This is a genomic window from Novosphingobium piscinae (assembly GCF_014230355.1).
In the GTDB taxonomy this organism is placed as follows: Bacteria; Pseudomonadota; Alphaproteobacteria; order Sphingomonadales; family Sphingomonadaceae; genus Novosphingobium; species Novosphingobium piscinae.
Genome location: NZ_JACLAX010000002.1, coordinates 267774 through 292459, shown reverse-complemented (window position 1 = coordinate 292459; position 24686 = coordinate 267774). Strand labels below are relative to the sequence as shown.

Genomic DNA, 24686 nt, shown 5'->3' with positions numbered 1-24686 from the left:
GAACAAGGCTGGTCCTGAGAACCCACCCCTGTTAGCGTTTCCTTTGTGCCTGTCGCGCTACACCGCAGCCGGAACCGGCCCCGGGCCGCCGCTGTAAGGATCACGTTTGGCCACTGCCGCCAGCCCTGCCGCCGCCGATCGGCTGCCGCGCGACGCCAGCCCGGCGGCGCCGGCGGGCACCCTGCGGGCCATGGCCGTCGCGCGGGCCGAGGCCAGCGGACCGGCAGCGCGACGGCAATGGGAGCGCCTGGTCGCGTCCGCGGCCGAGCCCAACCCCTTTTTTGAACCGTGGTACCTGCTCCCCTCGCTCGCCGCGCTCGATCCTGGCGGACGCGTCACCCTGCTGGTGATCGAACGCGCCGGCGAATGGCTGGGGCTGCTGCCGCTGGCCCTCGAACGGCGCTATTACGGCCATCCCCTGCCGCACTGGCGCGGCTGGCTGCATGCCAATGCCTTCGTCGGACTGCCGCTGATCGCGCGCGGGCACGAGGCCGAAGTCTGGACGGCCCTGCTGGCCCACCTTGACCGGACCGCCGGGACCGGGCTGTTCCTGCACCTGGCGGGCCTTCCGCTCGCCAGCCCGGTCTGCGCCGCGCTGGCCGCGGTCTGCGCCGCGCAGGGCCGGCAGGCTGCGCTGGTCCACCGCGAAGAGCGCGCCCTGCTCCAGTCCGCCAGCAGCCCCGCAGACTATCTCGACGGCGCACTGAGCGGCAAGAAGCGCAAGGAGCTGCGCCGTCAGCATGCCCGCCTGTCCGAGCTGGGCGAGCTCGCCATCACCCGGCAGCGCGATGCGGTGGGGATCGAAGGCTGGATTGCCGCCTTTCTGGCGCTCGAGCAGGCCGGCTGGAAGGGGCGCGCGGGCTCGGCCCTGGCCAGCCATCCGGCGACGCGCTCCCTGTTCGAGCTGGCGCTGCGCGAGGCGGCGATGCAGGGGCGGCTGGAGCGGCTGACCCTGGCGCTCGACGGCGTGCCGATCGCTTTGCTGGCGACCTTTCTCGCCGCGCCCGGCGCCTTCTCGTACAAGACCGCTTTCGACGAGCGCTATGCCCGCTACTCGCCCGGGGTCCTGCTGCAGCGCGAGAACCTGGCCCTGCTCGACGATCCGCAGATCGCCTGGTGCGACAGCTGCGCCGCCGAGGACCACCCGATGATCGATCACCTGTGGCGCGAGCGCCGGGCGATCGGCCGCCTCTCGATCGCGATCGGCGGTCGGCTGCGGCGCGGTGCCTTCCGTCTGCTGGCCCGCGCCGAGGGCGGCACCACGGCCCCCGGCCCGTCCCTCGAAGGGGGCATGGCCCCTGCCGGAGACCCTGCATGACCGTATTCCCGCCGGCCAGCCTGGCCACCTTCGCCGCCCACTACCCCGAGGTGCCGCACACGCTGGCCCACGCCCTGGGCGCGCACCCGCTGCTCGAGCTCGACGCCCTCGCCGAGCTGGCCGAGGCGCTGCCGCCGGCCTCGATCGAATACAACTTCGCGGACCTGCCAATCGGGATCAATGGCAAGCCCGATCCGACCGGCATCCCGATCGGCGAGACCATCCGGCGGATCGAGCAGACCGGCTCGTGGGCCGCGCTCAAGAACATCGAGCAGGTGCCCGCCTACCGCGACCTGCTGCACGGCCTGCTGGCCGAGCTGCGCGCGACAATCGAGCCGCGCACCGGGGCGATGCTGAAGCTGCAGGGCTTCATCTTCATCACCTCGCCGGGCGGGGTCACGCCCTACCATTTCGATCCGGAGCACAACATCCTGCTGCAGGTCCGCGGGACCAAGGTGATGACGCAGTTTCCTGCAGGAAACCCGCGCTACGCCCCCGACGAGGTGCACGAGACCTACCACGTCGGCGGCGGGCGCGAGCTGACCTGGCACGACGCGCTGCTGGAGGGTGGCACCGAGTTTCCACTGGCTCCGGGCGAAGCGCTGTTCGTGCCGGTGATGGCCCCGCATTTCGTACGCAACGGGCCCGAGCCCTCGGTCTCGCTATCGATCACCTGGCGTTCGGACTGGTCCTTCGCCGAGGCCGATGCCCGGGCGTTCAACGGGGTGCTGCGGCGCTGGGGCCTTACGCCGCGGCGGCCGGGCCGCTGGCCCGCGACCAACCGCGGCAAGGCCCTGGCCTGGCGGGCCTATGCCCGGCTGACCGGGCGGCGCTGAGCCGCACCCTCCGCTTCGGCGAGTGCTGCGCTGCGGCGCGGCTCAGCCGCCGGGGTGATAGAAGTCGTAAACGGTCTGGGCGACCGCGGCGCTGACGCCGGGAACGCGGCGGAGATCCTCCAGCGAGGCAGCACGGACCTTCCCGGCCGTGCCGAAATGAAGGAGCAGCGCACGCTTGCGGGCCGGACCGATGCCGGGGATCTCGTCAAGCGGGCTGGCGGTGATCGCCCGGCTGCGCTTCTCGCGGTGCGCGCCGATCGCATAGCGGTGCACCTCGTCGCGCAGCCGCTGGAGATAGAACAGGACCGGGCTATTGACCGGCAGGGTCTTTTCGCGGCCGTCGGGGAAGTGGAACACCTCGCGCCCCTCGCGCCCGTGGTGCGGGCCCTTGGCTATGGCGATCAGCGGCAAGTCCTCGATCCCCAGTTCCTCGATCACCGCGCGCACCGCGCTCATCTGGCCCTTGCCGCCGTCGATCAGCACCAGGTCGGGCCAGGTCCCGCCCTCGCGGTCGGGATCCTCGCTCACCGCGCGCCCGAACCGCCGCGCCATGACCTCGCGCATCATCGCGAAGTCGTCGCCCGGCTGGGTCTCGGCGCGCTTGATGTTGAACTTGCGGTACTGGTTCTTGAGGAACCCCTCGGGCCCGGCGACGATCATCGCGCCGAGCGCATTGGTGCCCTGGATGTGGCTGTTGTCGTAGACCTCGATGCGCTGCGGCACCTCGGGCAGCTCAAGGAATTCGGCCACCTCGCGCAGAGTGCGCGCCTTGGTGCCGCTTTCGGCCAGGCGCCGGTCAAGCGCCTCCACCGCGTTACGACTGGCCTGGTCGATCAGCCGCCGGCGATCGCCGCGCTGGGGCACCGCGATCTCGACCTTGCCGCCGGCGGCCGGGCGCAGCGCCTCGGCGAGCAGTTCGGCCTCGGGCAGGTCGCGGTCGAGCAGCAATACCCGCGGCGGCGGCACCTCCTCGTAGAACTGGGCGAGGAAGGCGGACAGCACCTCGGCCTCGCTGAGGCCCTCGGTGTGGGTCGGGAAGAAGGCCCGATGCCCCCAGTTCTGCCCGCCGCGGATGAAGAAGGCCTGGATCGCGATCTGCCCGCCCTTGGCCGCGAGCGCGAAGATATCGGCGCTGTCGAGCCCTTCCGCGTTGATCGCCTGGCTGCCCTGGATGAAGGTGGCAGCGCGCAGCCGGTCGCGCAGCATGGCCGCGCGCTCGAAATCGAGCGCCTCGGCCGCCTCCTGCATCTGCGCCTCGATCTTGCGCTGCACCGCCGACGAGCGCCCGCCGAGGAAGTCCTTGGCCTCGCCGACCAGCTCGGCATAGCCGGCCTCGTCGATCCGCCCGACGCAGGGGGCCGAGCAGCGCTTGATCTGGTAGAGCAGGCAGGGCCGGTCGCGGCGGCTGAAGAAGCTGTCGGTGCACGAGCGCAGCAGGAACAGCTTCTGCAACGCGTTGATCGTGGTGTTGACCGATCCGGCGCTGGCGAAGGGCCCATAGTAGTTCCCCTCGGCCTTGCGCGCGCCGCGGTGCTTGGTGATCCGCGGATAGGCATGATCGGCGCGCAGCAGGATGAAGGGGAACGATTTGTCGTCGCGCAGCAGCACGTTGTAGGGTGGCCGGAAGCGCTTGATCAGCTGCGCCTCGAGCAGCAGCGCCTCGGCTTCGCTGTTGGTGGTGACGATGGTCATGCCCCGCGTCTGGCTGACCATGCGCTGCAACCGCAGCGGCAGCCGCTCGACCTGGGTGTAGTTGGCCACGCGGTTGCGCAGCACCCGCGCCTTGCCGACGTAGAGCACGTCGCCGCGGGCATCCTGCATGCGGTAAACCCCGGGACGGGTCGGCAAGGTGGCGACCGTCTCGCGGATCGCCGCCACCCCGCGCTCGAGATCGGGCTGCTCGCTGCCCCGCACGGTCGTGGCGGCGCGCTCCTCGTGGAAGCGCTCGGCGCCCTGGGGCGAAGACGGGGAACCGGCCGGCGTGCGTGTCATGGGGGGCAGATAGGCGATCGCCGCCCGGATTGGGAGGGGGCTGAGCGGGTTACCCGCTGCCCGGTCGGCCAGGGCGAGCCTAGAGCGGGCGCTCGCCCTTCCAGTTGCCGGCCTCGGCATAGCGACAGACCAGCACGTCCTCCTGGCGCCCGCGCGCCAGTGCGCAGCCGACCTCGCCGGTCGCGCGCCAGATCAGCTGGGTGTAGTGGCCGACGTCCTCGACCTGCCCGGTCAGGCTGTTGTTGGGAAACACGCCGGGGCGGAAATGGCGCTTCTCGCGCACCCAGGCATCGACCATGGCCTCGGGGGTGAAATAGCTGCGGGTGCCGGCCCAAAGGTTCTCGCCTTCCGGGTTCAGGCGGTTTTCCGGAGCGTGCTCGAACCGCCCGGTGGCGGCAAGATAGTCAGCCCAGCGCTGGGCATTGTCGGCAAGACGCGGGTTCCAGCGCAAGGGGCCGACGCCCATGCGCGAGCGCTCGAGATTGTGGGCCGCGAGCACCCGCTGCTCGAACCCGCCATCGAAGCTGGTGCTGCCGAGCAGTGCCGGGGCGCCCAGCGCGAGGGCGGCGGCAGCCAGCAGAGCCTTGTGCGGAAAACGGACCATGTGCGCGATACCTGCCTTGTCCCGGCAGGTATCGCGCAGTCAGGTCAGCGTTCGGTTGCAGGTCCTGGTTAGCGCAGGTGGTTAACGCGGGCTTAGCTGGCGGCGCCCTGGATCAGCACCAGATCACCCCGGGTCACCGCGCCGAACAGTCGCCGAGCGAAGTCCACCGGCACGCCGATGCAGCCATGGGTGGCCGCGCCGCGACGCACCTCTGCACCGTGGATCGCCACGCCGTCGGCGGTGAGCTGGAGCATGAAGGGCATGTCGGCATCGTAGGTGCGCGACCGGTATTCCGCCGCTTTGCGCAGCACCGGGAACACTCCGGCTGGACTGGGCTTGTCGGCTGCGCCGTAAAGCACGACGGTGCTGCCGATCTCGTCCCCGCCGCGGAACACCGAGAGGATCTGGGCGGTCAGGTCGACCCTGATCCACACCGGTCCGGCCGGAATGCCGCGCTCGTCCCATACCCATTGGCCGAAGTGCATCGGCTGCCGCAGGTTAAGGATCGAGCGGATCGGCTCGCGCCGCTGCGGGGTCAGGACGACGGCAGGCCGGTGCCCGGGCGGGTAGACCACGCGGTTCGATCCGGCGGAGGACGCTGCCGGTGGCGCCGGGGCGGGCGCCGGACGGGCCGCCGGCCACCACGTCCAGCCCAGGGCGGCAAGGCCCAGGGCCAGGATGCCAAGCGCGACAAGCGGGGCGCGCCGCATCGGCGGTCAGGCCAGCGCGGGACGGGCCAGACCGCGGGCGGTGCGGCGGCGCAAGCCAGCGGCAACCAGGAACAGACCGAGGATCGTGGTCAACCAGGTCTGCGGCTCGGGAATGGCAGAGGTGCCGCCCGGCGTCGTGCCGGTGCCGCCGTTCGGGTCGGTGCCGCCGGTCCCGCCGGTCCCGCCGGTCGGGTCGGTCCCGCCGATCGGCGCGGTCGGCGCGATCGGCGTGGTCGGCCCGGCCGGCACGGTCGGCGTTGTCGGGACCGTCGGGGTGGTCGGAACCAGCCCATCGTCGCCGCCGCCCCCGCCAGGGATCAATGCCAGGGGACCTAGCCCCGGTATGGTCGGGCCTGACGACAGCGGAGCAATCGCCGGCAGGGGCAGCGCCAGACCCGGATCGGCCCCGCCCAAGGCCAGGGGACCCACCCCGCCGAACGGATCACCGGCGAACTGCCCGGCATCGGCCGGATCGACCAGCCCGGGGCGCTCGCGGGTGACCGCCAGGACCCGCTCGCGCGGGAACACGTCGGTCAGACCGGGAACCGGGTCCTCGCGGTCGCGGGCAGCGAGGCGTTGGGTCTTGATGTTGTACATCGCACCGCGGTCGCGCGGCCCGGGCGAGCGCAGCGCCATCAGACGGAACGGATCCTGCCACGCCTGGGCGAGACCGGCTACCGTCGTGGGAAACAGGGTCCAGCCCAACGGGAACACCATGAGCAAGAGCAGCAGCAGCGCAAGCTCACGGCCGCGCCGCTGCTCCAACCAGCGGGCTGCCATTCGGCCCTTCCGCCGCAATGGGCGGATCAGCATCCGCATTCCCGCCCCCTCTTGCCTGGCATGACTGAACCCGAGCTATGGCCTCGTTCGCCTAGCGTTCCATTAGAGGCCATTGAAACCAAAAGAGTGTAAACTTTACCCTAGGGTGGCTCACGTCATCGCAATTTCAGATGTTTGTGGGTTTGGCGGCACAGGCCGTACCGAGTGCATCAGTCTTCTCCGGCGCGCCGCGTGCGCTCCCAGGTCACCTGCCGCGATTTGAAAAAGCCGATGTAGGTGGGGATTTTCCAGAGCACGTAGAGCGGAGCCTGCAGCAGGGCCGCGAAGGCCAGCGTGGACCGTCCGAAGCGCAGCCAGGCCAGCGCCGTGAACACGATCGCCGCCACCAGCCCGGCCGCCAGCCCCAGTGCCGGGGTCCAGACCTGGGTCAGCGCGCCGCCGGCCAGCAGCACCAGCTCGATCGCGCCAGCGGCGAGGAACAGCAGGGCCAGCGGTGGAACGATGAGGTGCAGCCCAAGCGCGACGAGCACGCGCGAAGGCTGGGTGAGGCCCCGCCACAGCGTGGGCAGGGCATGCTTGCGGGCATTGCCAAGGAACCCGTGCTCCCACCGGCGCCGCTGGGCGGCGCTGTCGCGGAGCGACGCGGCCCGGCTGCGCACGCCGGCCTGGGTGACGAGCCGGGGCCGGATGCCCTGTCCCGCCAGCGTGATCGTCAGGCCAAGGTCTTCGGCGATGTCCGATGTCGCCAGAGGGGCAGCAGCGAAAACCGGCCAGGGAAAGGCCATGCCGGTGCCGGTCAGCAGCGCGCAGCCGCCCATTCGGGTCATCCCGCGTGACCGCACCAGGTTCTTGACCAGCAGGGCGAAGCTCGAGATCTGCACCAGCGCCGGAGCGGTCAGATCGGGCAGGAGCAGGTTTTCGGCCTGGGCCGGCACGCCGCTGCGGGTTGCGGCAGCGAGTTGCTCGACCGATCCAGGCGTCAGTTCGCAATCGGCATCGACGATCAGCACGACCTCGGGCGGATCCAGCGCCAGCACGTCGCGGCCATGAGCCAGGGCATAGCCCTTGCCGCGCAGCGTGGCATGGCTGCGCTCGGTCACCTCGGCCCCGGCCGAACGCGCCAGCGCGGCAGTCTGGTCCGTGCAGTTGTCGGCCACCACCAGGATGCGGGTGCCGGCCGGCGCCGCGTCGCGCAGCCCGGCCACGGTCGCGGCGATGCTGGCCGCCTCGTTGTGCGCGGGAATCAGGATGGCGATGCGGGAGGGCACCGATAGCGCCGCCGGTTCGGAGCGGGCTGCCGCAAGCCCCATGGCCACTTCGGCGACGAAGATCGCCAGAGCCACCAGCGGCGGGACAGCCAGCAGCCAACCGAGCCACAGCCAGGCCTCAGCGATCATCGGGCGATCCCGCCCTCGCGGGCCAGCCCGGCGCAAACCGCGATAGGGCCGAGGCGAAAGCCCTGCCCTGCCCGCCGCTGATCCGGACAGCTCCCGGCATGCTCATCACTCTACTCCCGCTTCCGCCCGGCCCTGCGCGGTCCTGGCGATACCCAGTCCTTGCCCTAGCAGTCTGCCCGGGACGAGGCCAAGGGGTTTGGGACAGGTCGGCACCCTGCCATAGCGCGGCCGGACCGCAGCGGCCCTGCCCCAACCCTGATGGCGGATCAGCGCGACTGGCGGGATTCGAGCGCGGTGTTGTCGAAGCGCGCCAGCTTCGGGAAGAAGGCGCCCGTGCGGCGCTGCCACTGCACGAACTCGTCGCCGAAGCGCTGGGTCAGGAAGGCATCCTCACCGCGCGAGGCGTGGAGGTAGATCAGCACCAGCGTGGCGGCCGAACCGATGGTGTAGGGCGTCGGCGCAACCAGGGCATTGCCCAGCCAGTAGAGGATGTAGCTGGTGTAGAAGGGATGGCGCACCACGGCATAGGGCCCTTCGGTAACCAGTCGCGGCGAGCAGTTCGGACTGTAGGCGAGACTAAGGGTACGCTGACCCGAGGTGCCGACCGACCAGCCGAACAGGAAAGCCGAGCCGAGTTGCAGCACCAGCCCCGGAATGACGGTGAAGGTGAAACCCTCGGCCGACCAGAGCGCCGTCAGCATGGCGACGAAGCCGACCACAGAGGCGATCGAGACGACCGCCGTACCGCTCTTCTGCTTGCCGCCGAAATGCCAGATGCCCGCGCTGGCGAACAAGCCGAAGGGCACGATCGCAATCGTCGTGAACACTATCCGCAGCAGCGTGGCATCGTTCAGGTAGGCGCTCATCGATCACTCCATGGCCGCCCATCCCGGGGGCGCAGCGAGTTATCGACGAAGCAGCCTTAACATCGGGTATATGCTGCGGGGCGTGCCGGATTTGGTCCGACCCGAAGGTCGCCGCCCGGTCAGGACGGCGCCGGGCGCGTCAGGCGGCGCCGAGCACCGTGGTCGATGCGCGCGACGCGGCGCGGCGCATCGACCAGCCGATGAAGCCAAAGCCGAGGATCAGGGTCATCCAGGTCGACGGCTCGGGGATGGTCGGGAAGACGGTCACACCCAGCGCGTTGAGCTTGAAGAAGTCATTGCTCTCGGTGCCGTACAGGGCGCCGATCAGCCAGATCATGCCGTCCTGGTTGTCACCGTTCACATTGCGGGTGCTGGGGGTGCCGTTGGCCGTCGGGTTCATTCCGGCAGCGGTCGTGTTCACCTGGACGAAATCGCTCAGTTCCACGCCGGTCGTGTTGCCGATGACGGGGCGATTGTTCAGCGCCGGGGTGTTCGCCCAGTTCGCCGGATTGCTGGTGGGACCAGCGCCGACGCGGAGCGAGGCATCCGAATCCCCCGACACCCAGCCCGTGCCCATGGTGTTGATGTCAACGTCGTAGTTGAACTGCAGGAGCACGAAATCGACCATGTTCTTGGCGACGGTGTTCCCGTTGACCGTGGTCGAATCGACCCCGTTGTCGATCGAGTGGTTGGGCGAGGTGTTGGCCTCGTAGATGTTCTGGACACCCAGCCCGCCGCTCCAGAAGCGCAGGGTAGCGGCCGTGACGATGTCATCGGTGTTGCTGGCTGTCGTGCCCCGGTCGATGCTCCACGCCGTCGCCTTGACCCGCAGGAGCGGATCGGTGGTCGAGCGGAACGTGATCGAATTGCCCACCCCGGTGCTGCTGCTGACCACCCAGGACGAGTTGAAGCTGAAGTTGTAGTTGCTGAAGAAGGTCACGGCATGGGCCGCGGTTGCGCCGGAAACGGCGAGCGCCAGCGTTGCGACGGCCTTGAACAACAGCTTCATCATCGGTGCCTATCCTGTACGGCAGAACCGCCCGACCGCAGCCGGGCGACATCCACTTCCACTTGCCTAGAGGTTACCCCTTATTGCACTGCAGCGTCAACCGGCCGAACCGAGGGATTCGCGGGATGTACCGAAATGAAACGGACCGCGCTGCCCGCTATTCGACGCCGGCCCCGGCGGGATGAGGGCAATCCTCAGCCGCGCCGGTCGGGCAGCGAAAGATAATGCATCCGCAGCACTTCGCGGCGACCGCGGACCACCGTATCGAGTATGAGGCCGGTAAAGCCGACAAGAGCGGCGAGAACGGTCAGGCTCGCGCTCAGGACAGCCGTCGGCAACCGCGGCACCAGACCGGTCGCGAGATAGGTATTGACCAGAGGGATCGCCAGCAGGACGGCGACGATCGCGAGGAACGCGGCAATCAGCCCGAAGAACAGCAGCGGCCGCTCAAGCCGCACGAGGTTGAGGATCGTCGACAGGATCCGCACGCCGTCCCGGTAGGTCGAGAGCTTGGAACTCGACCCTTCGGGCCGGGCGAAATAGGCGGTTTCGACCTCGGCCACCGGCATGCGCATGCGCAGGGCATGGACGCTGATCTCGGTCTCGATCTCGAAGCCGGCGGCAAAGGCCGGGAAGGTTTTCACGAAGCGCCGTGAGAAGACCCGGTAGCCGGACAGGATATCGGTGAAGCTGCGCCCGAAGAAGTAGCTGAGGATCGTGGTCAGCAGCCGGTTGCCGAAGCGGTGGCCGGACCGGTAGGCGGCCTCGTCCTGGCTCACCCGGCAGCCGACCACCATGTCGAGGCACTCGGCCCGGCACCGCTCGACCATCACGGGCGCCGCGGCGGCGTCATAGGTGCAGTCGCCATCGGCCATGACGAAGTAGTCGGCATCGACATCGGCGAACATGCGCCGCACCACGCTGCCCTTGCCGCGCAGCGTCTCGCTCCGCACGATCGCGCCGGCCGCGGCGGCAATCTCGGCGGTCCGGTCGGTGCTGCGGTTGTCGTAGACATAGATCTCGGCGGCCGGCAGCGCCTGCCGGAAGGCCGCCACCGTCTGGGCGATGGCCGCTTCCTCATTGTAGGCAGGCAGGAGGACGGCGATCTTCGCGGGCTCTGGGGCAGGCATTAGGGGCGGATCCTCTGACGCCGGGACACACTGTTGATCAGCAAGGCTGCGGCCACCACATCCAGCGCCCACAGGACGCGCACGTTGTAGCGGTCGTGCGGCTTGGACAAGGCGCCGGTAATCGCGGCGTTGAGCAGGATGGCCCCGAGCACGAAGCCAGCGGCAACCCGCAGGCTGCGCCCGCTCGCAGGGAGGATTCGGCCCGCCGCGACAAGGCCCGCCACAAGCGCCGCGAGGGCAGCCGCCACGCGGTTGGCCCACTCCGTGGGAGCGACCGGCATCGTCCGATGGGCATAGCGGCTGTCGCGCACCTCGGAGGCCAGTGGCTCGGGCAGGCTGCTCGACAGGCCGCTTCCCGCGTTGGCAGCTTGGTTGAAGATGTTGAGCCTGGTCAGCCCGATCTGGTGGGCGACGGCCCGCGCGGTGGACGCGGCAACCGGCGCGGCGGCGAAACGCAGCGTCTCGACCACGAACCGCCGGTCCTCGCGTGCCATGGCGATCTGGACGCTGATCGGCTCGGCCGACCACACCCCTTCACGGGGATCGGGGCTCCAGAGGAAGGCGTCGCTGTCGGCCGGCATGCGGTTCAGGTAGCGGCAGGCCACGAGCTGCACCTGCGGGCAGCGCGCGCGCAGCATCGCGTAACCGGGGCCGTCGGCGATCAGGCGCGCGGTCAGGAACGGAGGGCGCACCGGTTGCACCCCAAGGCGGTGGTTGACGCTGGCGACGAACAGCTGTTCGCCCGCCAGACCGGCCACCGCCGCCAGTCCGAACAAGGCCACCACCGGCCCCGGCACCAGCGCGAAACCGAGCCACATCACCGCGCCCACCCCGGTCAGGGCCAGCAGCAGGAGCACGTGCGAGCTGTGCGTCATCGCGCAGAACATCAGCAGGGCGCTCAGGATCAGCCGCTCGACCGTGACGAGCCGGCTCCAGCCGGCCACGGCGGCGGTGCACAGCAGGATCGAAACCCCGGCAAACAGGTCCGGCATGATCAGCGAGACGAAGAACGGCAGGCTGGTCAGTGCGGCCAGCGCCACGGCGATGATCAACGCGTGGGTGGGGGCCCGTTCGCGCGGGGAGCCGAACGCGACCACGGCGATCCACAGCGCGATCATGGCCAGCGCGGCCTGCAACAGGGCGACGCCCAGGCTGCCCCAGGCGATCATCGCCGGATAGATGGCCAGCCCGTAGTAGATCGATCGTCCCAGCAGGATGGGGTGATTGGCCGCGGGCACAGCCTTTCCGGGCGTGTCCACGGCAGACCGCGGAGCATGGGCGGCAGGCTTGGGGGGCGCTGCAGATGTCACCGCCGGATCGCCGGTAACCCCGGCGACGACGGCGTCCTTGCGGTCCGACCAGACCGACCGCAAGCCGGTCAGCTCGCCCACGGCGGCGTCGGCCGAGCGCAGATAGGTTCCGGTATCGGGGAAGAAGAAAGCCCCGCCATTGATCATCGCCGGCCAGACCAGGGCCACGACCCCGCACAGGATCAGGAGCGCCTGGCGCCAACCCGGCGGTGCCGACGCCGATGCCGATGGGGAGAGCGCAGCCGTTGTCATGCGTAGACCCACCGACGATTGAGGAAAAAGGAGACAAGCGGGGTGACGAAGAAGAACCCCAGTGTGGGGGTCCACCGCGGCCAGTGCAGCACGTCGACAAACAGCACCACGAAGGCCAGGTTGAGGCCGTATCCCAGCCCATTGCCGATCAGGAAGCGGGAAAAGCGCCGGGCCGGGGCATCCCGCGAGCCATGCGCCCGGAAACTGAAATGGCCGTGCACGAAGTACCCGATGACCGAAGCGATGATCGTCGCCGTGGTCAGGGCCAGCGCGGGCGCGAGGCCGAGCGCCGTGATCTGGAGACCATAGAGCCCGGACACGAGCGCCGTGAGGGCCAGGCCGGATATCCCGAAACGGACAAGCTGCCAGAACACCGCAACGCGCTCCTGTTCAAAAATCCCCGATGCAGCGCCCGGAAATCGCCCTGGACCACTGGCCACTTGCGGTCATGGCTGGCCTTTAGCGGATAAATCTCAACGCTTCATCACCATTAACCATCAATCTGCCGGCGACCGGCGGACGATCATCCCCGCGGCGATGCCCCGCGCCGTCGGGCCGGACCTGGCCCGTGCTAATCGCGCTGCCTGCGCCAGCGCCACCAGATCGCGAAGATCGCCGGCCCCTCGACCAGATAGCGGCGCCACAGCCGGCGAGGCTCACTGCCCAGCCGGAACGCCCATTCCAGGCTGAGCTGCTGCATCCAGCGCGGAGCGCGGCGCTTCTCGCCGGTGAGGAACTCAAGCGAGGCCCCCACGCACAGCGCCACGCCGCCGGCCATTCCCCGCTGCTTGACCAGATGGGCGACGATTTCGCTCTGGGGTGCCCCGACCGTGAACAGGGTGATGTCGGGTTGGTGCGCCTCGATGAACTCGGCCGTGGCCAGCTGGGCTTCCGGCTTGCGGCGGAGTTGCATCGGCGGCTCGAACTGGTCGATGCGGATGCCCGGTTGCGCGGCCTCGAGCCAGCGCCGCTGCCCCGCGTCGCCGCCGATCAGCGCGATCCGCAAGCCATCGGGAAGTGGCTGGCCGAGCAGCAAGGCGGTGAGATCGCTTCCCGCCACCACCGGCAGTTCGATTCCGCTGCGCCGAGCGAGCGCGGCCAGAATCCGGCTGTCGCACAGCAGCAGATCGGCCCCGCGGTAGATCTCCCAGAGCGCCGGATCGGCGTCACGATGCAGCCGCACCATGTGATCGACGTTCGGGGTGACCACGAACCGGAACGGGCGATCGCCGGCATGGGCCAGGATCCATTGGTGGGCTGCGGCCGGGTCGATGTCGTCGAACGACAGCCCGAGGAAGGGCAGGCGGGCAGGTTCGGTCAAGCCTGTCACCGCCGGGAAAGACGGCCGAACAGGCCGGTGACCGGCATCTCGTCGGTCCGTGGATCAACGCCGAACTGGGTGCGCGCGGCGGTCTGCCCGGCCAGCGCGTCCGCCCGACAGTTCTCGGCCGGATATCGCGTGCACAGCTCGACGTAGAGCTTCCATCCACTCAGCAGTGAAGGGGCATTGTGGGTCAGACGTCGGACGATGCTGACCGCCCGGGTGGACTGGCCGGACCGCTCCAGCCAGGCACTATAGGTGCGGGCCAGAGCAGAATCCTGCCCATTGCGGTCAAACCCGTCCCGGAATGCGATCAGGCTGCCGGCCTTGTTGCCCAGCGCCTCGTTGGCTTGCGCCAGGAGCACATAGGCGACTGGCTGCTGCGGGCATGTGTTGGCTGCCAGATTGCTGAGCGGCACGACACCGTCGAAGCGGCCGACGCGGGCCAGGGCCGCGGCCTTGGCCAGCAAGGCATCGCAGTGGGTCCGGTCCTTGGCGAGGATCTGGTCGACCTGGACCATGCTGTCCTTGAGATTGCCTTGCGCCACCATGGCGCGCGCGCGCAGAGCGATGACGTCATTGATGTAGGGGGAATTGGCCAGGGTGGCGATCGCCCGCACTGGGTCCGCCTGCTCGAGAAAGTGCCGGGCCACGGCCAGCCGCGCCGGCAGCGGCGCGTCCCGCGCGATCCGCTCCATCGCCGCGGCATCGAGCGGCTGGCGATCGTACTCGGCCCAGAGCGCGGTCAGCCCGTGCGCGGTCTTGCCGTCGGTTTTGGCGTCGAGCAGCCGGGCCACGATGATCGAACGGGCTTCGGCGGCCTTGCCCAGCTTGTAGAGGGTATCGGCCTCGTCGACGTCATACTCGGCGCGATCGGGCGCCAAGCGGCGGGCCTGCTCCAGCAGGGGCACCATATCCGCGCCATTTCCGCGATAGCGGTGGAGTTCCAGCTTGGTCAGGACAATGCCCAGCGGATCCTGCTCCGAGGTGCGCGCCTGTTCGATCACCGCAAAGGCCTCGTCGGACTTGCCCAGCAGGGACAAGGCCCGGGATTTCAGGATCAGGGCATTCTCATCGTTGGGTGACTGTTCGAGGATCGCGTCGGCATTGGTGACAGCGGCCTCGAAACGGTGCGACAGGAGGTTGCTGAGACCCTTGAACAGCAGTCCGATCGGAGCCCGCGGATCCAGCGCGAGAATGCGGTTGGCGGCGCTTTCGGACTCGCGCACATAGCCCAACTGCATGCCGAGGCGAGCCACCCCGGCCAGCGCCTCGCCGTTCGTCGAATCCAGCGCCAGCGCCGCATTGTAGGCGCTGAAGGCTCCTGCCGCCGATCCCGCCCGCTCCTCGATCCGCGCCCGCAACAGGTGAAGCGCGACGATGTCGTCACGCTTGGCGATGGCAGCGGTGATGGTCTTTCGCGCAGAGACCAGATCGCCCGCGTCCAACAGCGCCTGGGCTTCGGCCCCCTGGGCATTGGCCGCTTCGATCCCGTCCGAGCAGCCAGTTACCGCAAAAGCACTCACCAAAACGAATGCAACCGGTCCAAGTAACGACAATTCACGGTAAATATGCTTCCAACCGGTCATGGACGTCCTTATAGCGGCGCCGGGCACATAGTCGACTGCCTTGGAAAGGGACTTTTATGAGTTTGTCGCAGCGGACCAAGCGGCTGGCAGTTTGTCTGACTATGGCCTGCTTTATCAATGCGGTGCCGGCAGAGGCCCAGCGTGCACGGGGCACCACGACCGAAACAGCGGCAAGCCAGTTGACTCCCCCCTACCGGATCAGCGCCGGCGACGATGTCGAAATCTATGTCTGGGGCGAGGAACGGCTCCAGCGGCTGGTCAAGGTCCTGCCCGACGGGACCTTCGCCTTTCCGCTCGTCGGCCAGATCAACGCCCAGGGCAAGCTGCCCTCCGAACTGGAAACGATGATTTCCGAGCGGCTCAAGGACCAGTATCGCGGCCAGGTGCCGCAGGTGACCGTATCGGTGAAGAATCCGACCGGCACCCGCTTCGCCGTGGTGGGCAAGGTCAAGGCGCCCGGCACCTACATGCCGGGCTATTACGCGACGATCCTCGATGCGATCACATTGGCCGGCGGTCCCGCCGAGTTCGCCAACATGGACTCGATCCTGGTGATCCGTCGCAACGGCGACCAGCAGACCACCCTCAAGTTCCGTCTCTCGCAGCTGTTCAAGTCCGGGGCCGGCGATGACGATCTGCGCCGCGCCAACGTGCAGCGGATCGAGAGCGGCGACACGATCATCGTCCCATGAGCAGGGTCAATCACTTGCCGGGACGACCGGTGCACGCCACGGCCATGGTGCTGGTTCCCTCGGTGCTGGTAGCGGCATCGCCGGCTCTCGCTGAAACGCAGGCAGGGGTCGGGATCGGTGCCGAAGTTCTGGCAGATTCCAGGCCGTTCCTGGTGGAAAACCGCGAGGCGGACGTGGCCGGGAGCATCCGGGCCACGCCTTTCCTGCGCACCTCCAGTGGACGCACGACCTTCAGGGTGGATGCCGACCTGATGGCACGGCGCTTCTCGAAAGCGTCAAACGGCTCCGAAACCAGCGCGAATGCGGGCGGGGAGCTGATCTATCGGCCCTCGTCCTACGTCAACATGTTCGCGAGCGGACGCTTTTCCAGCGTGCTCAACGGCATCGGGTTCGGCAATGTCGCCCTTCCCTCGCCCGATACGGCCTTGCCTCCGATCACCGGCCCCCTGCCCGACGTGTCGCTGATCGGCAACCGGGTGCGGACCGAAACGGCAACAGCAAACCTCGGCATGTCGGCCCGGCTGAGCCCGCTGGACGAGCTGACCGTCACGGCCACAGGTTCACAGTCAAAGGCTTCGGCCTTGATCGGCCGGGACTTCAGCTTCGTCAATCTTGGCCTCAGCTATTCCCGCACGTTGTCGACGCGGCTGGCGGTCACTGCCAACGTGACCTACGGGCGATCCAATTTCCTCCGGACCCCGCTTGGCGATGGTTCCATAGTGTCGCCAACGTTGGGCATTCGGCTGACACTCAGTCCGCGCCTGACGATCAACGCCAGTGGCGGTGTCACGTTCACCGAAAGCGATCTCGGTCTGGCCGGCAAAGTCCGGACCACCCAATTGGCCGGAACGCTCAACTTCTGCAGGTTGGAAGAGCGCGGCAGCCTGTGCCTGTCTGCGGCCCGGACCGCCCAGCCCACTGTTCTGGGAGGAATCCAGACCCTCAGCAGCGTCGCGATCAGCTACACCAAGCGACTGGCTGAGCGGGACAACTTCCGCCTGAACCTCGCTTACAATGGCAACTCGGCTGGCATGAACGGGCCTCTGGCTGTTCCATCGTCCCAGCTCTACAATGCGTCCGCGACCTGGGCGCACTCGATAAATCGACGTCTGTCGTTTGACCTGACGCCAAGTTATGCTCGAATTCATAATTTTGGGCGATCGTTCGACAACGTCCGGCTGCTCGGCAGCCTGCGCTATTCCTTCGGAGCCATCTTGTGAACGGTCCCCTTGTTTTCGACGATAACCAGACCGATGGCGGCGGCGAGTTTCTTGCCCACGTCCCGGCGATCCTCTGGCAACGCCGCTGGCTGATCATCATTCCGACCGTGCTGGGCATCATCGGTGCCGTCCTCGCGGCTCTGCTGATCCCACCGACCTATCGGGCCTCGGCCCTGATGCTGGTCCAGTCGCCCCAGCTGGGCGCCATGCTCGGCGCTGACAGCGGCGAGGTGATCGATCGCCGCATCGCCCGGATCAGCGAGCGCGTGACGAGCCGCCCCGACCTGATCGCGCTGATCGAAAAGCATGGGCTGTATCAGGATCTGCGCAAGCGCAAGCCGCTGTCGGAAGTGATCGAGACCATGCGCGATGCGATCTCGCTGTCGCCGACCGGGAGCGATCAGGGCGCCTCCAGCCCGCAGAATCGCACCATCGCGTTCAAGCTCTCGTTCGATTACGGCGAAGCCGCCCCGGCCCAGGCCGTGACGCAGGATCTGATGCAGCGCATCGTCGAACTGGATGCCACGGGCAACAGCGAGGCGGCCACCCGCCGGGTCGAGTTCCTGACGGAACAGGCCAAGGGGCTGCAGACCCAGATCAACGAGGTCCAGGGCAAGATCGCGGCCATCAATGCGCAGAACGGGGCCGTGCTGGCCAACGGCGGCATGATGATGGTGGGCAGCGGCGCCGGGAGCTATGACGTCCAGATTGCGGCCCTCCAGCGCGACACGGCGCAGCTGATCTCACAGCGCGACGTGGCGCGCACGTCGGACGTGCGCGACCCGGTGGTGGCGGCCGCGGAGCAGGCTCTTGCCGCAGCGCGTGCGGTCTACAACGAAAGCCATCCGGACGTGGTGATCGCCAAGCAGCGCTTGGCAGAGGCCCGCGAACTGGCCAAGGGCAACACCCGCAAGCTGCCGCTTGACCAGATCGACCAGCAGATCGCCTTCAACAATTCTCAGATCGCCGCGCTGCGGGCGGCGAAGGCCCAAGAGCTGTCGCAGATGTCGAGCGCGCGCAGCGCCCAGGCCCGCGCGCCGCTGATCCAGACCCAGATCGCCGACCTACAGAGTGTGCTGGCCGGGCTCAACGACCAGTACAAGGACGTGTCCTCCAAGCTGCTGGCCGCCCGGGCCGGACAGCGCGCCGAAGACGAACAGATGGGCGAGAAGCTCAGCGTGGTCGATCCGCCGGTGGTTCCGGATACGCCGGTCTGGCCCGATCGTCTGCTGATCTCGGTCGGCGGAATCGCGGGCGGACTTGCGGTGGGTCTGGTCCTGGCCTTCGCGCTCGAGTTTCTGCTCCGCCCGATCCGCGATCCCGGCTCGCTCGCAGCGTTGGTCGGGAGCCCGCCGCTCGCCATGATCCCGGTGATCACCGAAGTGCGCCCCGGCATCAAGAATCAGCCGCGCAAGGGCGGCCTGCTGGCGCGGCTGTGGCCGCGCAAGCGCTGAACGAGGTTATCGGCATGTCCAATTCTGCATCCAAGCCGGGCGCACCTGCCGGCATCGTTCTTCCGCCGCTGGAGAGTTATCCGGTCGTTGAGCTCGAACCGGAGGTGCTCGACCGTCATGGAATTGTGGCCTTCAACAGCCGCGATCCACGAGCGCGCCCCTTCAATCTGTTGCGCACGCAGATCTCGAAGCGCATCGCGGCGCGCAAGGCGCGGATGGTCGGGATCACCTCTGCCACCCCCAACGCGGGCAAGTCGTTCGTTTCGCTCAACCTTGCCGCCGCCCTTTCGCGCGTGGCCGAGCAGCCGGTCTATCTGATCGATCTCGATCTTCGGCGGGGCTCGATCGGCAACGAGCTCGGCCTGCAGTTCGAATATGGCTTGTCCGACTTTCTCGACGGGACCAGCCCGGACCTCGCGGCGATGGGTCAGCGGATCGGCGATTCAAGCCTGGTGGTGTTCCCGACCGCTGCCATCTCGGGGCACTCGGCCGAATTGCTGACCGGGCAGCAGTTCAGTGATCTGATCGATGCGTTCCGGGCCATCTCCGGCCCGGCGATCATCCTGTGCGATCTGCCGCCGGTGTTCGCCAACGACGACACCATGATCGCGATCCAGAAGCTGGACGGCTTCTTCACTGTCATCGACAGCGGCCACACGACCCGCAAGCAGGTACAGGACACGCTGCAGATGCTGCAGCCGTCGCCCTGCATCGGCGCGATCATGAACCGCTACAGTGGCGGCTTCATGGAAGCCTACGGCTACGGCTACGGCTACGGATCGAAGGCGTACGACAGCTACTATTCCTAGCGGCGGGCCCAGCGGCAGGCTGGCATCAGGCGTGTGGTTGTGCACAATTGATTGCAATTCGGATCGAATTTTGACCCTCAGCGTGCCACACCCAAACATCTGAATTTGGGTGATTTTAATCGGCTCATCAGCACCTGTCCTAAAATGGTGCAATGCGAAATTGAGGCTTTCTTAACGAATCCGAATCGTGTAAAAATCCGTCTCGGTAAATGCGCTTGCCAACGTCACGGCACATCACAAGGGGATTACCATGAAGCGTCTACTTCTCGCCACCGCCGCGATCGCGAGCGTCTCGGCCGCTCCGGCCTATGCAGCCGATTTCATTCTCGGCCAGACCGCGGCCGTCAACTCGAGCTTCTTTGTGGCCGATGCCACGGCGACCTCGGTGTCGGCGGTTCTGTCCAACACCCCCAGCACCGGGACGTTCTCGGATCGCTTCTTCTTCGCCCCGACCTTCCTGGGCGTTGGCGACGGCCAGGCCTCGGTGACCCGTAGCTCGACCGTGTCGCTCTCGGTGGCCGCTTCTTCGGTGACCGCCTACGCTCTCGACGCCGGTCTGACCGCGCTGCTCGGCAATGCCTTCATCAATGGCGCTGCTGCCACCCCCGGTGTGTTCACCGCTCTGTCGGCCGCCATGGCCGGTGGCCCGCTCGCGACCTACAGCGCGATCGCCTCTGGCACCAGCGGCGTTCAGGTCAACACCGTTCAGCTCGATCCCGCCAACTTCTACGTGATCACTCTCGGTGGCACCTCGAACGGCGGCGCCTACTCGGGCACCCTTGACGCCACCTCGGTCCCCGAGCCGGCCACCTGGGCGATGATGCTGCTGGGCTTCGGCGCCGTCGGTTTCGCCATGCGCCGCCAGGGCCGTGCGCACCCGAAGGTTCGCTTCGCCTTCTGAGCTCACAAAGCTCGGATTGAAACGCAACGGCGGCCAATTTGGCCGCCGTTGTCGTTTTGGGGTCTGGACTTAGGACCTGATCCGGTCCCGCGGTCAAGCCGGGGAAGTATGCAGTACAGGCCGATTGCGCCGCAGCTCGCGCCGGCGGCGCCAGCCCGGTACAGCCGGATCCTCCGCGGCGCCCGACGGTCTGGCCCCGTGCCGCCACCGTGAATGGGCGGCCGGCTCCGCCAGCGGGCTGGCCAGCCGCTGATAAATGCCCAGTTCTTCCTGACGCGAAAAGAAATAGACGTAGAGCGAGTGCCCGGCCGCCTTCGGATCGCGCTTGTGCTCGTCGATCATGCGCCGGATGTCAGCGACCTTGAGCACCATGAGGTGCGAGGTGACCCCTACAGCATCATTCACCCGCGGCTCGGCGGCCGGCTTGAACCCCAACATCGCCTGGTAGAACCGGCGATGACGCGCAGCGACCTCGATGAACAGGTCGGTGCAGTTGTAGTGGTGGGTGCCGTAGATGAAGATGATGTGGAACAGTGACGCCAGCAGATGCAGCGACGGCCGCGACGTGTCGAAGGCGAAGCGGGTGAGTTCGCACAGCTTGGCGCCGGGGACAGCCCGATAGGCATCCAGTTCGGCCTTGAAGGTCTTGTCGCAGGCCAGACCCAGCGGCGAATCCACGGTCAGGCTTAAAGTCCCGATCAGATTGCCGTTCGTAGAGGCCGTGAAGGTCACGGCGTTGCTGCGGTTGGGTACCTTGTGGTGCGCCCCGTAGCCGCGGCTGCTGTACTTTCGCTTGATCAGAGCCGTGGCGGTGTTGCGTTCTCCTTCCACGTCGGCAAGACGGACGGTGATGGTCTTCTCGACGCTGGCGTCTTCGCGATCCGGCAGGTCGAAGGTGTGGAGCCCCACATCGCTGATCGACCGGAAGCGGCGCGCGAGTTTGGACAGCGGATGTTCCATGACTGCTTGCAACCCCGAGACATGTTTCCGAACGACCAGGGCTCCCGAGCCAGCTTGACCAACCAATGCGCTGGCCCGGTAATCCTGGTGATCGCGCCCTTCGCGATCGACCCGGATAGTGCAGGTGATCCAATTAAGAAGGACTACAGTGCGATGGTTAACACGCACCACGCCTCGACCACGGCTTGATCAGGCCGCGATTTTCCCAGAATTGACCATTTTTGTAGGACTTCGATGGTAAAGGCAGAGTTAATTTCTCTGCATCGTAATCTCACCGAATTTAATCGATCGGACACCGGCTGCCCTGCGCCGGTGAATTCTGCAAACAATCATTGTCGACCCCGCAACTTCACCATGACGATTCGGAACGATCATCCGCGGTGATTGACAGGGTTCAACCCATGGCAGGCTGCGAAGCTCGGGCAAGCGGGGGGCGATGGACAGTGCCGAATAGGCCGCAAGGCGAATAAGCCGAACGCGGCAAAGCTGAGTTGCGCCAGATCTGCCTCTCGATCATGCTGGCAAGCGGCGCGGCTTCAGGCTGCGGCGCAACAGATCCTCAGGAAGTCCTGATACTGCCCGGCGATGGCCGACCATGCGAACCGCGCGACCTCGGCGGGGCGTTCGCGCTGCCTTTCAATCAAAGCCGCTGCCAGCTGCTGCCCGAGCGCGGCAGGGTCACGCGTGTCACACAGAAAGGCCGTGTCGCCAACGATCCAGCGCAGCCGCGGACTGTCATGCCCCACCACCGGCAGCCCGCAGGCCATCGCCTCGACGAACACGTTGCCGAACGATTCCGCCAGCGACATGTGCAGCAGCGCGTCCGCCGAGCGGTAAAGCGCCGGCATATCAGCAGCGGACAAGGACAAGCGGGAAAACCGGCCGGGCAGCTGCTGCTGCGCCAGGTTCTCGGCCTCCGTCCGCAGCGGCCCATCACCGGCAACCACGAGATGCGCCCGGTCAAGCTGCGCCACCGCGCGGATCCCGTCGAGCACCCGCTTGCTCTCGATCAGCGCGCTGACCATGAGCACCACCGGGCGATCCTCGGGCAGGCCGAACCTCGCACGGTCGCCTGGTCCCGGGGTGAACCGCTGGAGGTCGGCACCGTTCGGAATCAGGGCACAGCGCCAGCGATCCCGATTATCGGCGAAATAGTCAGGATTGATGCACACCAGCCCGTCGCAGCGGAAGAACCGATACTCGGCATTTCGCGCCCGCGCCGGCCAATCGCCATTCTGGGTGACGAAGATCTGACGGGGGCGCGCTCCACCCGGGGCCGGCCGCCGCAGGGCCAGTTGGGTGAAGGGAAATGAACAGGTCAGCACCGCGTCGAAATCTGCCGGACGATAATGGCGCAACAGGGCCGAGGCGAAGGTCAGGTCTTCCCAGCTCACGTCGCTGCGCAGCGGCGGGAAGAAAGGAAAGCGTTCGAACCGTTCGCGCGGGACCGCCGGGACATGGTGGAACCGGTAGGCCGTGCCCTCGCGCGGCTGCCCTGATCCGAACACGGTCACGGCATGTCCCAGCAGCGCCAGTTCCTGCGCCACCGACAGGAGCGCAACCTCTGCGCCGCGGTCGACGCGGTGGAACCCGGGCAGGGCAAAAGCCAAGCGCAAGGGATGATCAAGCATGAACCGGTCCTGCTGCGAGAGGGTTTTCATCCTGAGGCTGCCCCTCCGCCGAGTCCGGACTGCGCGATCGCGCTCCGGTCAAGGGTATCGCGCAAGCCGCAGCAGCCAGCACCGCCGGCATGTAGATGAAGCTGTTCAACCAGGCATCAACGGCCGCCAGTGCAACGACCAGCGCGAGGATGCTCGGCTGCGCCAGCAACAGGCGCCTCGCAGCGCCGGCCAGCAAAACCCACGACAACACCAGAGCCGACAGGATGCCGTACTGGCCGGCGACGAGCAACGGCAGGCCCCACGGGCGCGATTTCAACGGCCGCCACCAGTCCCAATGACCATAACCCGACAAGGGCGCTCGGGCGATCAGCGGCAGGGCCAACTGGTCGCGCCGGACCCGGTAAGCCAGCGACTTGCGACCGATCTTGTCGAGCCCCTTCATCACCAACTGGCCCGACGCGCTGGTGCTGGCCCAGCGCTCCAGCGGCACCTTACCGGAGACATAACCCGCTCCGCCCAAGGCCAGTACCACGGCCAGGGCCAGCGTCACGGAACGGCGCAGCGAGGCCCGCATCGCCAACCAGGCACTGCCTCCCGCCAGCAGCAGAAGGGCCCCCACCGACTGACTGGCGATTGCCGCCAGGTTCAGCACGATTGCCACGATCTGATCCCGCCTGACCGGCAAATCTGTGGCCAGGCAACGATGCAGCGCCGCCAGCGCAGCCATGGCGATCCAGATCCCGTACTGATTGCTTTGCTCGAAAAAGCCGAGCGGACGAAAACCGATGTAGCGCGCGGATCCCCCTTCAAGCTGAAAGGGATGCGCGCCATAAGCGGCAACGTAGAGCCAAGCCTGCCGGCTGCCCTCCAGTAAGGCGATCGGCAGCAGCGCCAGACCGCTCCAGATCAGCACATCCGCCAGCGCGCGCCGCCCGTCGAGATCGCACAGCAGGAGGCGTCCGACCAGCCATGTCGCTCCCCAGAAACCGAACAGATAACCGCTTTGCTGCACGGCCTCCAACGCGGACAGACGACCGGACATCCACGGAAGAAACGGACTGAGGCAAAAGATCCCCATCAGGAGATCAACCGGCAACAGGCGAAAATGGCGCCACAGGCCGGGGCCCTGCAACACGAGCCCCAGCAACACCGCGACCGGCACCACCCAGGCGCGGGTGACCAGAATCTGGCTGGGCAAGGCGGTGCCGATGAAGTCGACCGTGAAGTTGGATGGGGTGATGGTCTCGGCCGGAAAACGCTCAACCGGAAGCAACATCCATCCAGCGACCAGCAAGGCCAAGGCCACGCGCCGAGACCCGGACCACGCCACCGCGACTATCGTCATGACAGAACAGAGGATGTAGGCTCCGAAGATGATGCTAGATTCGGATGCCATTCACTTTGCCTCACGCAATCTCATGCTGGCAGGTTTCGCTGCAGTCCTGCTGGGTGCGATCCTCAGGCGGAAATGGACCTACGTGGTCGTCCTGCCTCTCGTACTCTACGAAACAGTCAATCCCTACCGTTTTGGGTTCCATTCGTGGGTACGCGATCAACTGATCGGGGTCCACCCGCAACCCGGCGCGAAAGAAGTGCTCCAATCCAAGATCATGTACGCTGGCTCGATGCTTGGTGTGGCCTTGCTGCTGCTGCTGCTGCCCTATCTGGCAAGGGCGGGGAACGGACGGCGCCTGCTGGCCATGGGGACCCTGCTCGCGCTGGGGGTGCTGGCCTTGGAACTTGTCTCGCCGCACCGGATCGACCGCATATTGGGCCATTTTGTCGGCAGCTTCACCGTTGCAGCGATCGCCTATTTCGTCGCGAGCCTCATGATGGCGACCGGGATGCTGCTCGACCACAGACGTTGATCGTCCGGGAGCCGACCCGCGCTCCCGGAGCAACCGGGAGCGCGGG

23 protein-coding genes are annotated in these 24686 nt (G+C 67.3%); 8 read left to right on the top strand and 15 right to left on the bottom strand.

Annotated elements, in window-relative coordinates; all coding sequences use genetic code 11:
* Positions 1–106: 106 nt before the first annotated feature.
* Positions 107–1318: a GNAT family N-acetyltransferase gene (locus H7F53_RS03255; protein ID WP_246438451.1), complete on the top strand. Its 1212-nt coding sequence runs from the start codon at positions 107–109 to the stop codon at positions 1316–1318.
* A complete protein-coding gene (locus H7F53_RS03250; RefSeq protein ID WP_185678041.1) occupies positions 1315–2154 on the top strand; it encodes a cupin domain-containing protein in 840 nt (279 codons plus the stop codon). The genes H7F53_RS03255 and H7F53_RS03250 overlap by 4 nt, the downstream gene beginning before the upstream one ends.
* A gap of 42 nt (positions 2155–2196) precedes the next feature.
* On the opposite strand, the gene uvrC is transcribed toward H7F53_RS03250, so the two are convergent.
* The 12 genes from uvrC to H7F53_RS03190 all read right to left on the bottom strand — a co-directional run bounded on the left by uvrC (position 2197) and on the right by H7F53_RS03190 (position 15051).
* Positions 2197–4146 (bottom strand): excinuclease ABC subunit UvrC, encoded by a 1950-nt coding sequence (gene uvrC / locus H7F53_RS03245; protein ID WP_185678040.1) that lies wholly within the window; start codon positions 4144–4146, stop codon positions 2197–2199.
* 79 nt (positions 4147–4225) lie between these two features.
* Positions 4226–4750: a CAP domain-containing protein gene (locus H7F53_RS03240; RefSeq protein WP_185678039.1), complete on the bottom strand. Its 525-nt coding sequence runs from the start codon at positions 4748–4750 to the stop codon at positions 4226–4228.
* A 92-nt stretch (positions 4751–4842) separates the two neighbouring features.
* The gene (locus H7F53_RS03235) at positions 4843–5460 is read right to left on the bottom strand and encodes a L,D-transpeptidase family protein (protein ID WP_185678038.1); all 618 of its coding nucleotides are present in this window, start codon (positions 5458–5460) and stop codon (positions 4843–4845) included.
* A 6-nt stretch (positions 5461–5466) separates the two neighbouring features.
* Positions 5467–6240, bottom strand: coding sequence for a hypothetical protein (locus tag H7F53_RS03230; protein WP_185678037.1), 774 nt, complete (start codon positions 6238–6240; stop codon positions 5467–5469).
* A 209-nt stretch (positions 6241–6449) separates the two neighbouring features.
* The gene (locus H7F53_RS03225) at positions 6450–7637 is read right to left on the bottom strand and encodes a glycosyltransferase family 2 protein (RefSeq protein WP_185678036.1); all 1188 of its coding nucleotides are present in this window, start codon (positions 7635–7637) and stop codon (positions 6450–6452) included.
* Between the two features lie 266 nt (positions 7638–7903).
* Complete coding sequence (locus tag H7F53_RS03220) at positions 7904–8503, bottom strand: methyltransferase family protein (RefSeq protein WP_185678035.1); 600 nt, start codon at positions 8501–8503, stop codon at positions 7904–7906.
* 139 nt (positions 8504–8642) lie between these two features.
* Complete coding sequence (locus H7F53_RS03215) at positions 8643–9515, bottom strand: PEPxxWA-CTERM sorting domain-containing protein (RefSeq protein ID WP_185678034.1); 873 nt, start codon at positions 9513–9515, stop codon at positions 8643–8645.
* Positions 9516–9706: 191 nt separating this feature from the next.
* Positions 9707–10642, bottom strand: coding sequence for a glycosyltransferase family 2 protein (locus H7F53_RS03210; protein ID WP_185678033.1), 936 nt, complete (start codon positions 10640–10642; stop codon positions 9707–9709).
* Positions 10642–12204 carry a hypothetical protein gene (locus tag H7F53_RS03205; protein WP_185678032.1) on the bottom strand — a complete coding sequence of 521 codons (1563 nt, stop codon included), beginning with the start codon at positions 12202–12204 and terminating at the stop codon, positions 10642–10644. Before H7F53_RS03205 ends, H7F53_RS03210 begins: the two co-directional genes overlap by 1 nt.
* A complete protein-coding gene (locus tag H7F53_RS03200; protein ID WP_185678031.1) occupies positions 12201–12578 on the bottom strand; it encodes a GtrA family protein in 378 nt (125 codons plus the stop codon). The genes H7F53_RS03205 and H7F53_RS03200 overlap by 4 nt, the downstream gene beginning before the upstream one ends.
* A gap of 197 nt (positions 12579–12775) precedes the next feature.
* Positions 12776–13534, bottom strand: a complete 759-nt coding sequence (locus H7F53_RS03195) for a WecB/TagA/CpsF family glycosyltransferase (RefSeq protein WP_185678030.1) — start codon at positions 13532–13534, stop codon at positions 12776–12778.
* Complete coding sequence (locus tag H7F53_RS03190) at positions 13531–15051, bottom strand: tetratricopeptide repeat protein (protein ID WP_185678029.1); 1521 nt, start codon at positions 15049–15051, stop codon at positions 13531–13533. The genes H7F53_RS03195 and H7F53_RS03190 overlap by 4 nt, the downstream gene beginning before the upstream one ends.
* Positions 15052–15215: 164 nt before the next feature.
* Between H7F53_RS03190 and H7F53_RS03185 the strand changes: the two genes are divergently transcribed.
* The 5 genes from H7F53_RS03185 to H7F53_RS03165 all read left to right on the top strand — a co-directional run bounded on the left by H7F53_RS03185 (position 15216) and on the right by H7F53_RS03165 (position 20190).
* A complete protein-coding gene (locus H7F53_RS03185; RefSeq protein WP_185678028.1) occupies positions 15216–15806 on the top strand; it encodes a polysaccharide biosynthesis/export family protein in 591 nt (196 codons plus the stop codon).
* Between the two features lie 44 nt (positions 15807–15850).
* On the top strand, positions 15851–17026 hold the full coding sequence (locus H7F53_RS03180; RefSeq protein ID WP_185678027.1) for a hypothetical protein: 1176 nt from the start codon (positions 15851–15853) through the stop codon (positions 17024–17026).
* Positions 17023–18480: a Wzz/FepE/Etk N-terminal domain-containing protein gene (locus tag H7F53_RS03175; RefSeq protein ID WP_185678026.1), complete on the top strand. Its 1458-nt coding sequence runs from the start codon at positions 17023–17025 to the stop codon at positions 18478–18480. The genes H7F53_RS03180 and H7F53_RS03175 overlap by 4 nt, the downstream gene beginning before the upstream one ends.
* Positions 18462–19289, top strand: coding sequence for a CpsD/CapB family tyrosine-protein kinase (locus H7F53_RS03170; RefSeq protein WP_185678025.1), 828 nt, complete (start codon positions 18462–18464; stop codon positions 19287–19289). The genes H7F53_RS03175 and H7F53_RS03170 overlap by 19 nt, the downstream gene beginning before the upstream one ends.
* 250 nt (positions 19290–19539) lie before the next feature.
* Positions 19540–20190 carry an FxDxF family PEP-CTERM protein gene (locus H7F53_RS03165; protein ID WP_185678024.1) on the top strand — a complete coding sequence of 217 codons (651 nt, stop codon included), beginning with the start codon at positions 19540–19542 and terminating at the stop codon, positions 20188–20190.
* A 93-nt stretch (positions 20191–20283) separates the two neighbouring features.
* On the opposite strand, the gene H7F53_RS03160 is transcribed toward H7F53_RS03165, so the two are convergent.
* The 3 genes from H7F53_RS03160 to H7F53_RS03150 form a co-directional block, all read right to left on the bottom strand.
* Complete coding sequence (locus H7F53_RS03160; protein WP_185678023.1) at positions 20284–21150, bottom strand: N-acyl amino acid synthase FeeM domain-containing protein; 867 nt, start codon at positions 21148–21150, stop codon at positions 20284–20286.
* A gap of 536 nt (positions 21151–21686) precedes the next feature.
* The gene (locus H7F53_RS03155; protein ID WP_221773537.1) at positions 21687–22781 is read right to left on the bottom strand and encodes a glycosyltransferase family 4 protein; all 1095 of its coding nucleotides are present in this window, start codon (positions 22779–22781) and stop codon (positions 21687–21689) included.
* On the bottom strand, positions 22774–24168 hold the full coding sequence (locus tag H7F53_RS03150; protein WP_185678022.1) for a hypothetical protein: 1395 nt from the start codon (positions 24166–24168) through the stop codon (positions 22774–22776). The genes H7F53_RS03155 and H7F53_RS03150 overlap by 8 nt, the downstream gene beginning before the upstream one ends.
* A 22-nt stretch (positions 24169–24190) precedes the next feature.
* On the opposite strand from H7F53_RS03150, the gene H7F53_RS03145 reads away from it, so the two are divergent.
* Positions 24191–24640 (top strand): hypothetical protein, encoded by a 450-nt coding sequence (locus H7F53_RS03145; protein ID WP_185678021.1) that lies wholly within the window; start codon positions 24191–24193, stop codon positions 24638–24640.
* The last annotated feature ends 46 nt before the right edge of the window (positions 24641–24686 follow it).

Bases quoted from the DNA above. Each gene is read 5' to 3' on its own strand.
- H7F53_RS03155 (WP_221773537.1), bottom strand. From the start codon at position 22,781: ATGCTTGATCATCCCTTGCGCTTGGCTTTTGCCCTGCCCGGGTTCCAC.
- H7F53_RS03165 (WP_185678024.1), top strand. From the start codon at position 19,540: ATGAAGCGTCTACTTCTCGCCACCGCCGCGATCGCGAGCGTCTCGGCC.
- H7F53_RS03240 (WP_185678039.1), bottom strand. From the start codon at position 4,750: ATGGTCCGTTTTCCGCACAAGGCTCTGCTGGCTGCCGCCGCCCTCGCG.
- H7F53_RS03215 (WP_185678034.1), bottom strand. From the start codon at position 9,515: ATGATGAAGCTGTTGTTCAAGGCCGTCGCAACGCTGGCGCTCGCCGTT.
- H7F53_RS03150 (WP_185678022.1), bottom strand. From the start codon at position 24,168: ATGGCATCCGAATCTAGCATCATCTTCGGAGCCTACATCCTCTGTTCT.
- H7F53_RS03145 (WP_185678021.1), top strand. From the start codon at position 24,191: ATGCTGGCAGGTTTCGCTGCAGTCCTGCTGGGTGCGATCCTCAGGCGG.
- H7F53_RS03230 (WP_185678037.1), bottom strand. From the start codon at position 6,240: ATGGCAGCCCGCTGGTTGGAGCAGCGGCGCGGCCGTGAGCTTGCGCTG.
- H7F53_RS03180 (WP_185678027.1), top strand. From the start codon at position 15,851: ATGGTGCTGGTTCCCTCGGTGCTGGTAGCGGCATCGCCGGCTCTCGCT.
- uvrC (WP_185678040.1), bottom strand. From the start codon at position 4,146: ATGACACGCACGCCGGCCGGTTCCCCGTCTTCGCCCCAGGGCGCCGAG.
- H7F53_RS03205 (WP_185678032.1), bottom strand. From the start codon at position 12,204: ATGACAACGGCTGCGCTCTCCCCATCGGCATCGGCGTCGGCACCGCCG.
- H7F53_RS03160 (WP_185678023.1), bottom strand. From the start codon at position 21,150: ATGGAACATCCGCTGTCCAAACTCGCGCGCCGCTTCCGGTCGATCAGC.
- H7F53_RS03225 (WP_185678036.1), bottom strand. From the start codon at position 7,637: ATGATCGCTGAGGCCTGGCTGTGGCTCGGTTGGCTGCTGGCTGTCCCG.
- H7F53_RS03220 (WP_185678035.1), bottom strand. From the start codon at position 8,503: ATGAGCGCCTACCTGAACGATGCCACGCTGCTGCGGATAGTGTTCACG.
- H7F53_RS03210 (WP_185678033.1), bottom strand. From the start codon at position 10,642: ATGCCTGCCCCAGAGCCCGCGAAGATCGCCGTCCTCCTGCCTGCCTAC.
- H7F53_RS03235 (WP_185678038.1), bottom strand. From the start codon at position 5,460: ATGCGGCGCGCCCCGCTTGTCGCGCTTGGCATCCTGGCCCTGGGCCTT.
- H7F53_RS03185 (WP_185678028.1), top strand. From the start codon at position 15,216: ATGGCCTGCTTTATCAATGCGGTGCCGGCAGAGGCCCAGCGTGCACGG.
- H7F53_RS03250 (WP_185678041.1), top strand. From the start codon at position 1,315: ATGACCGTATTCCCGCCGGCCAGCCTGGCCACCTTCGCCGCCCACTAC.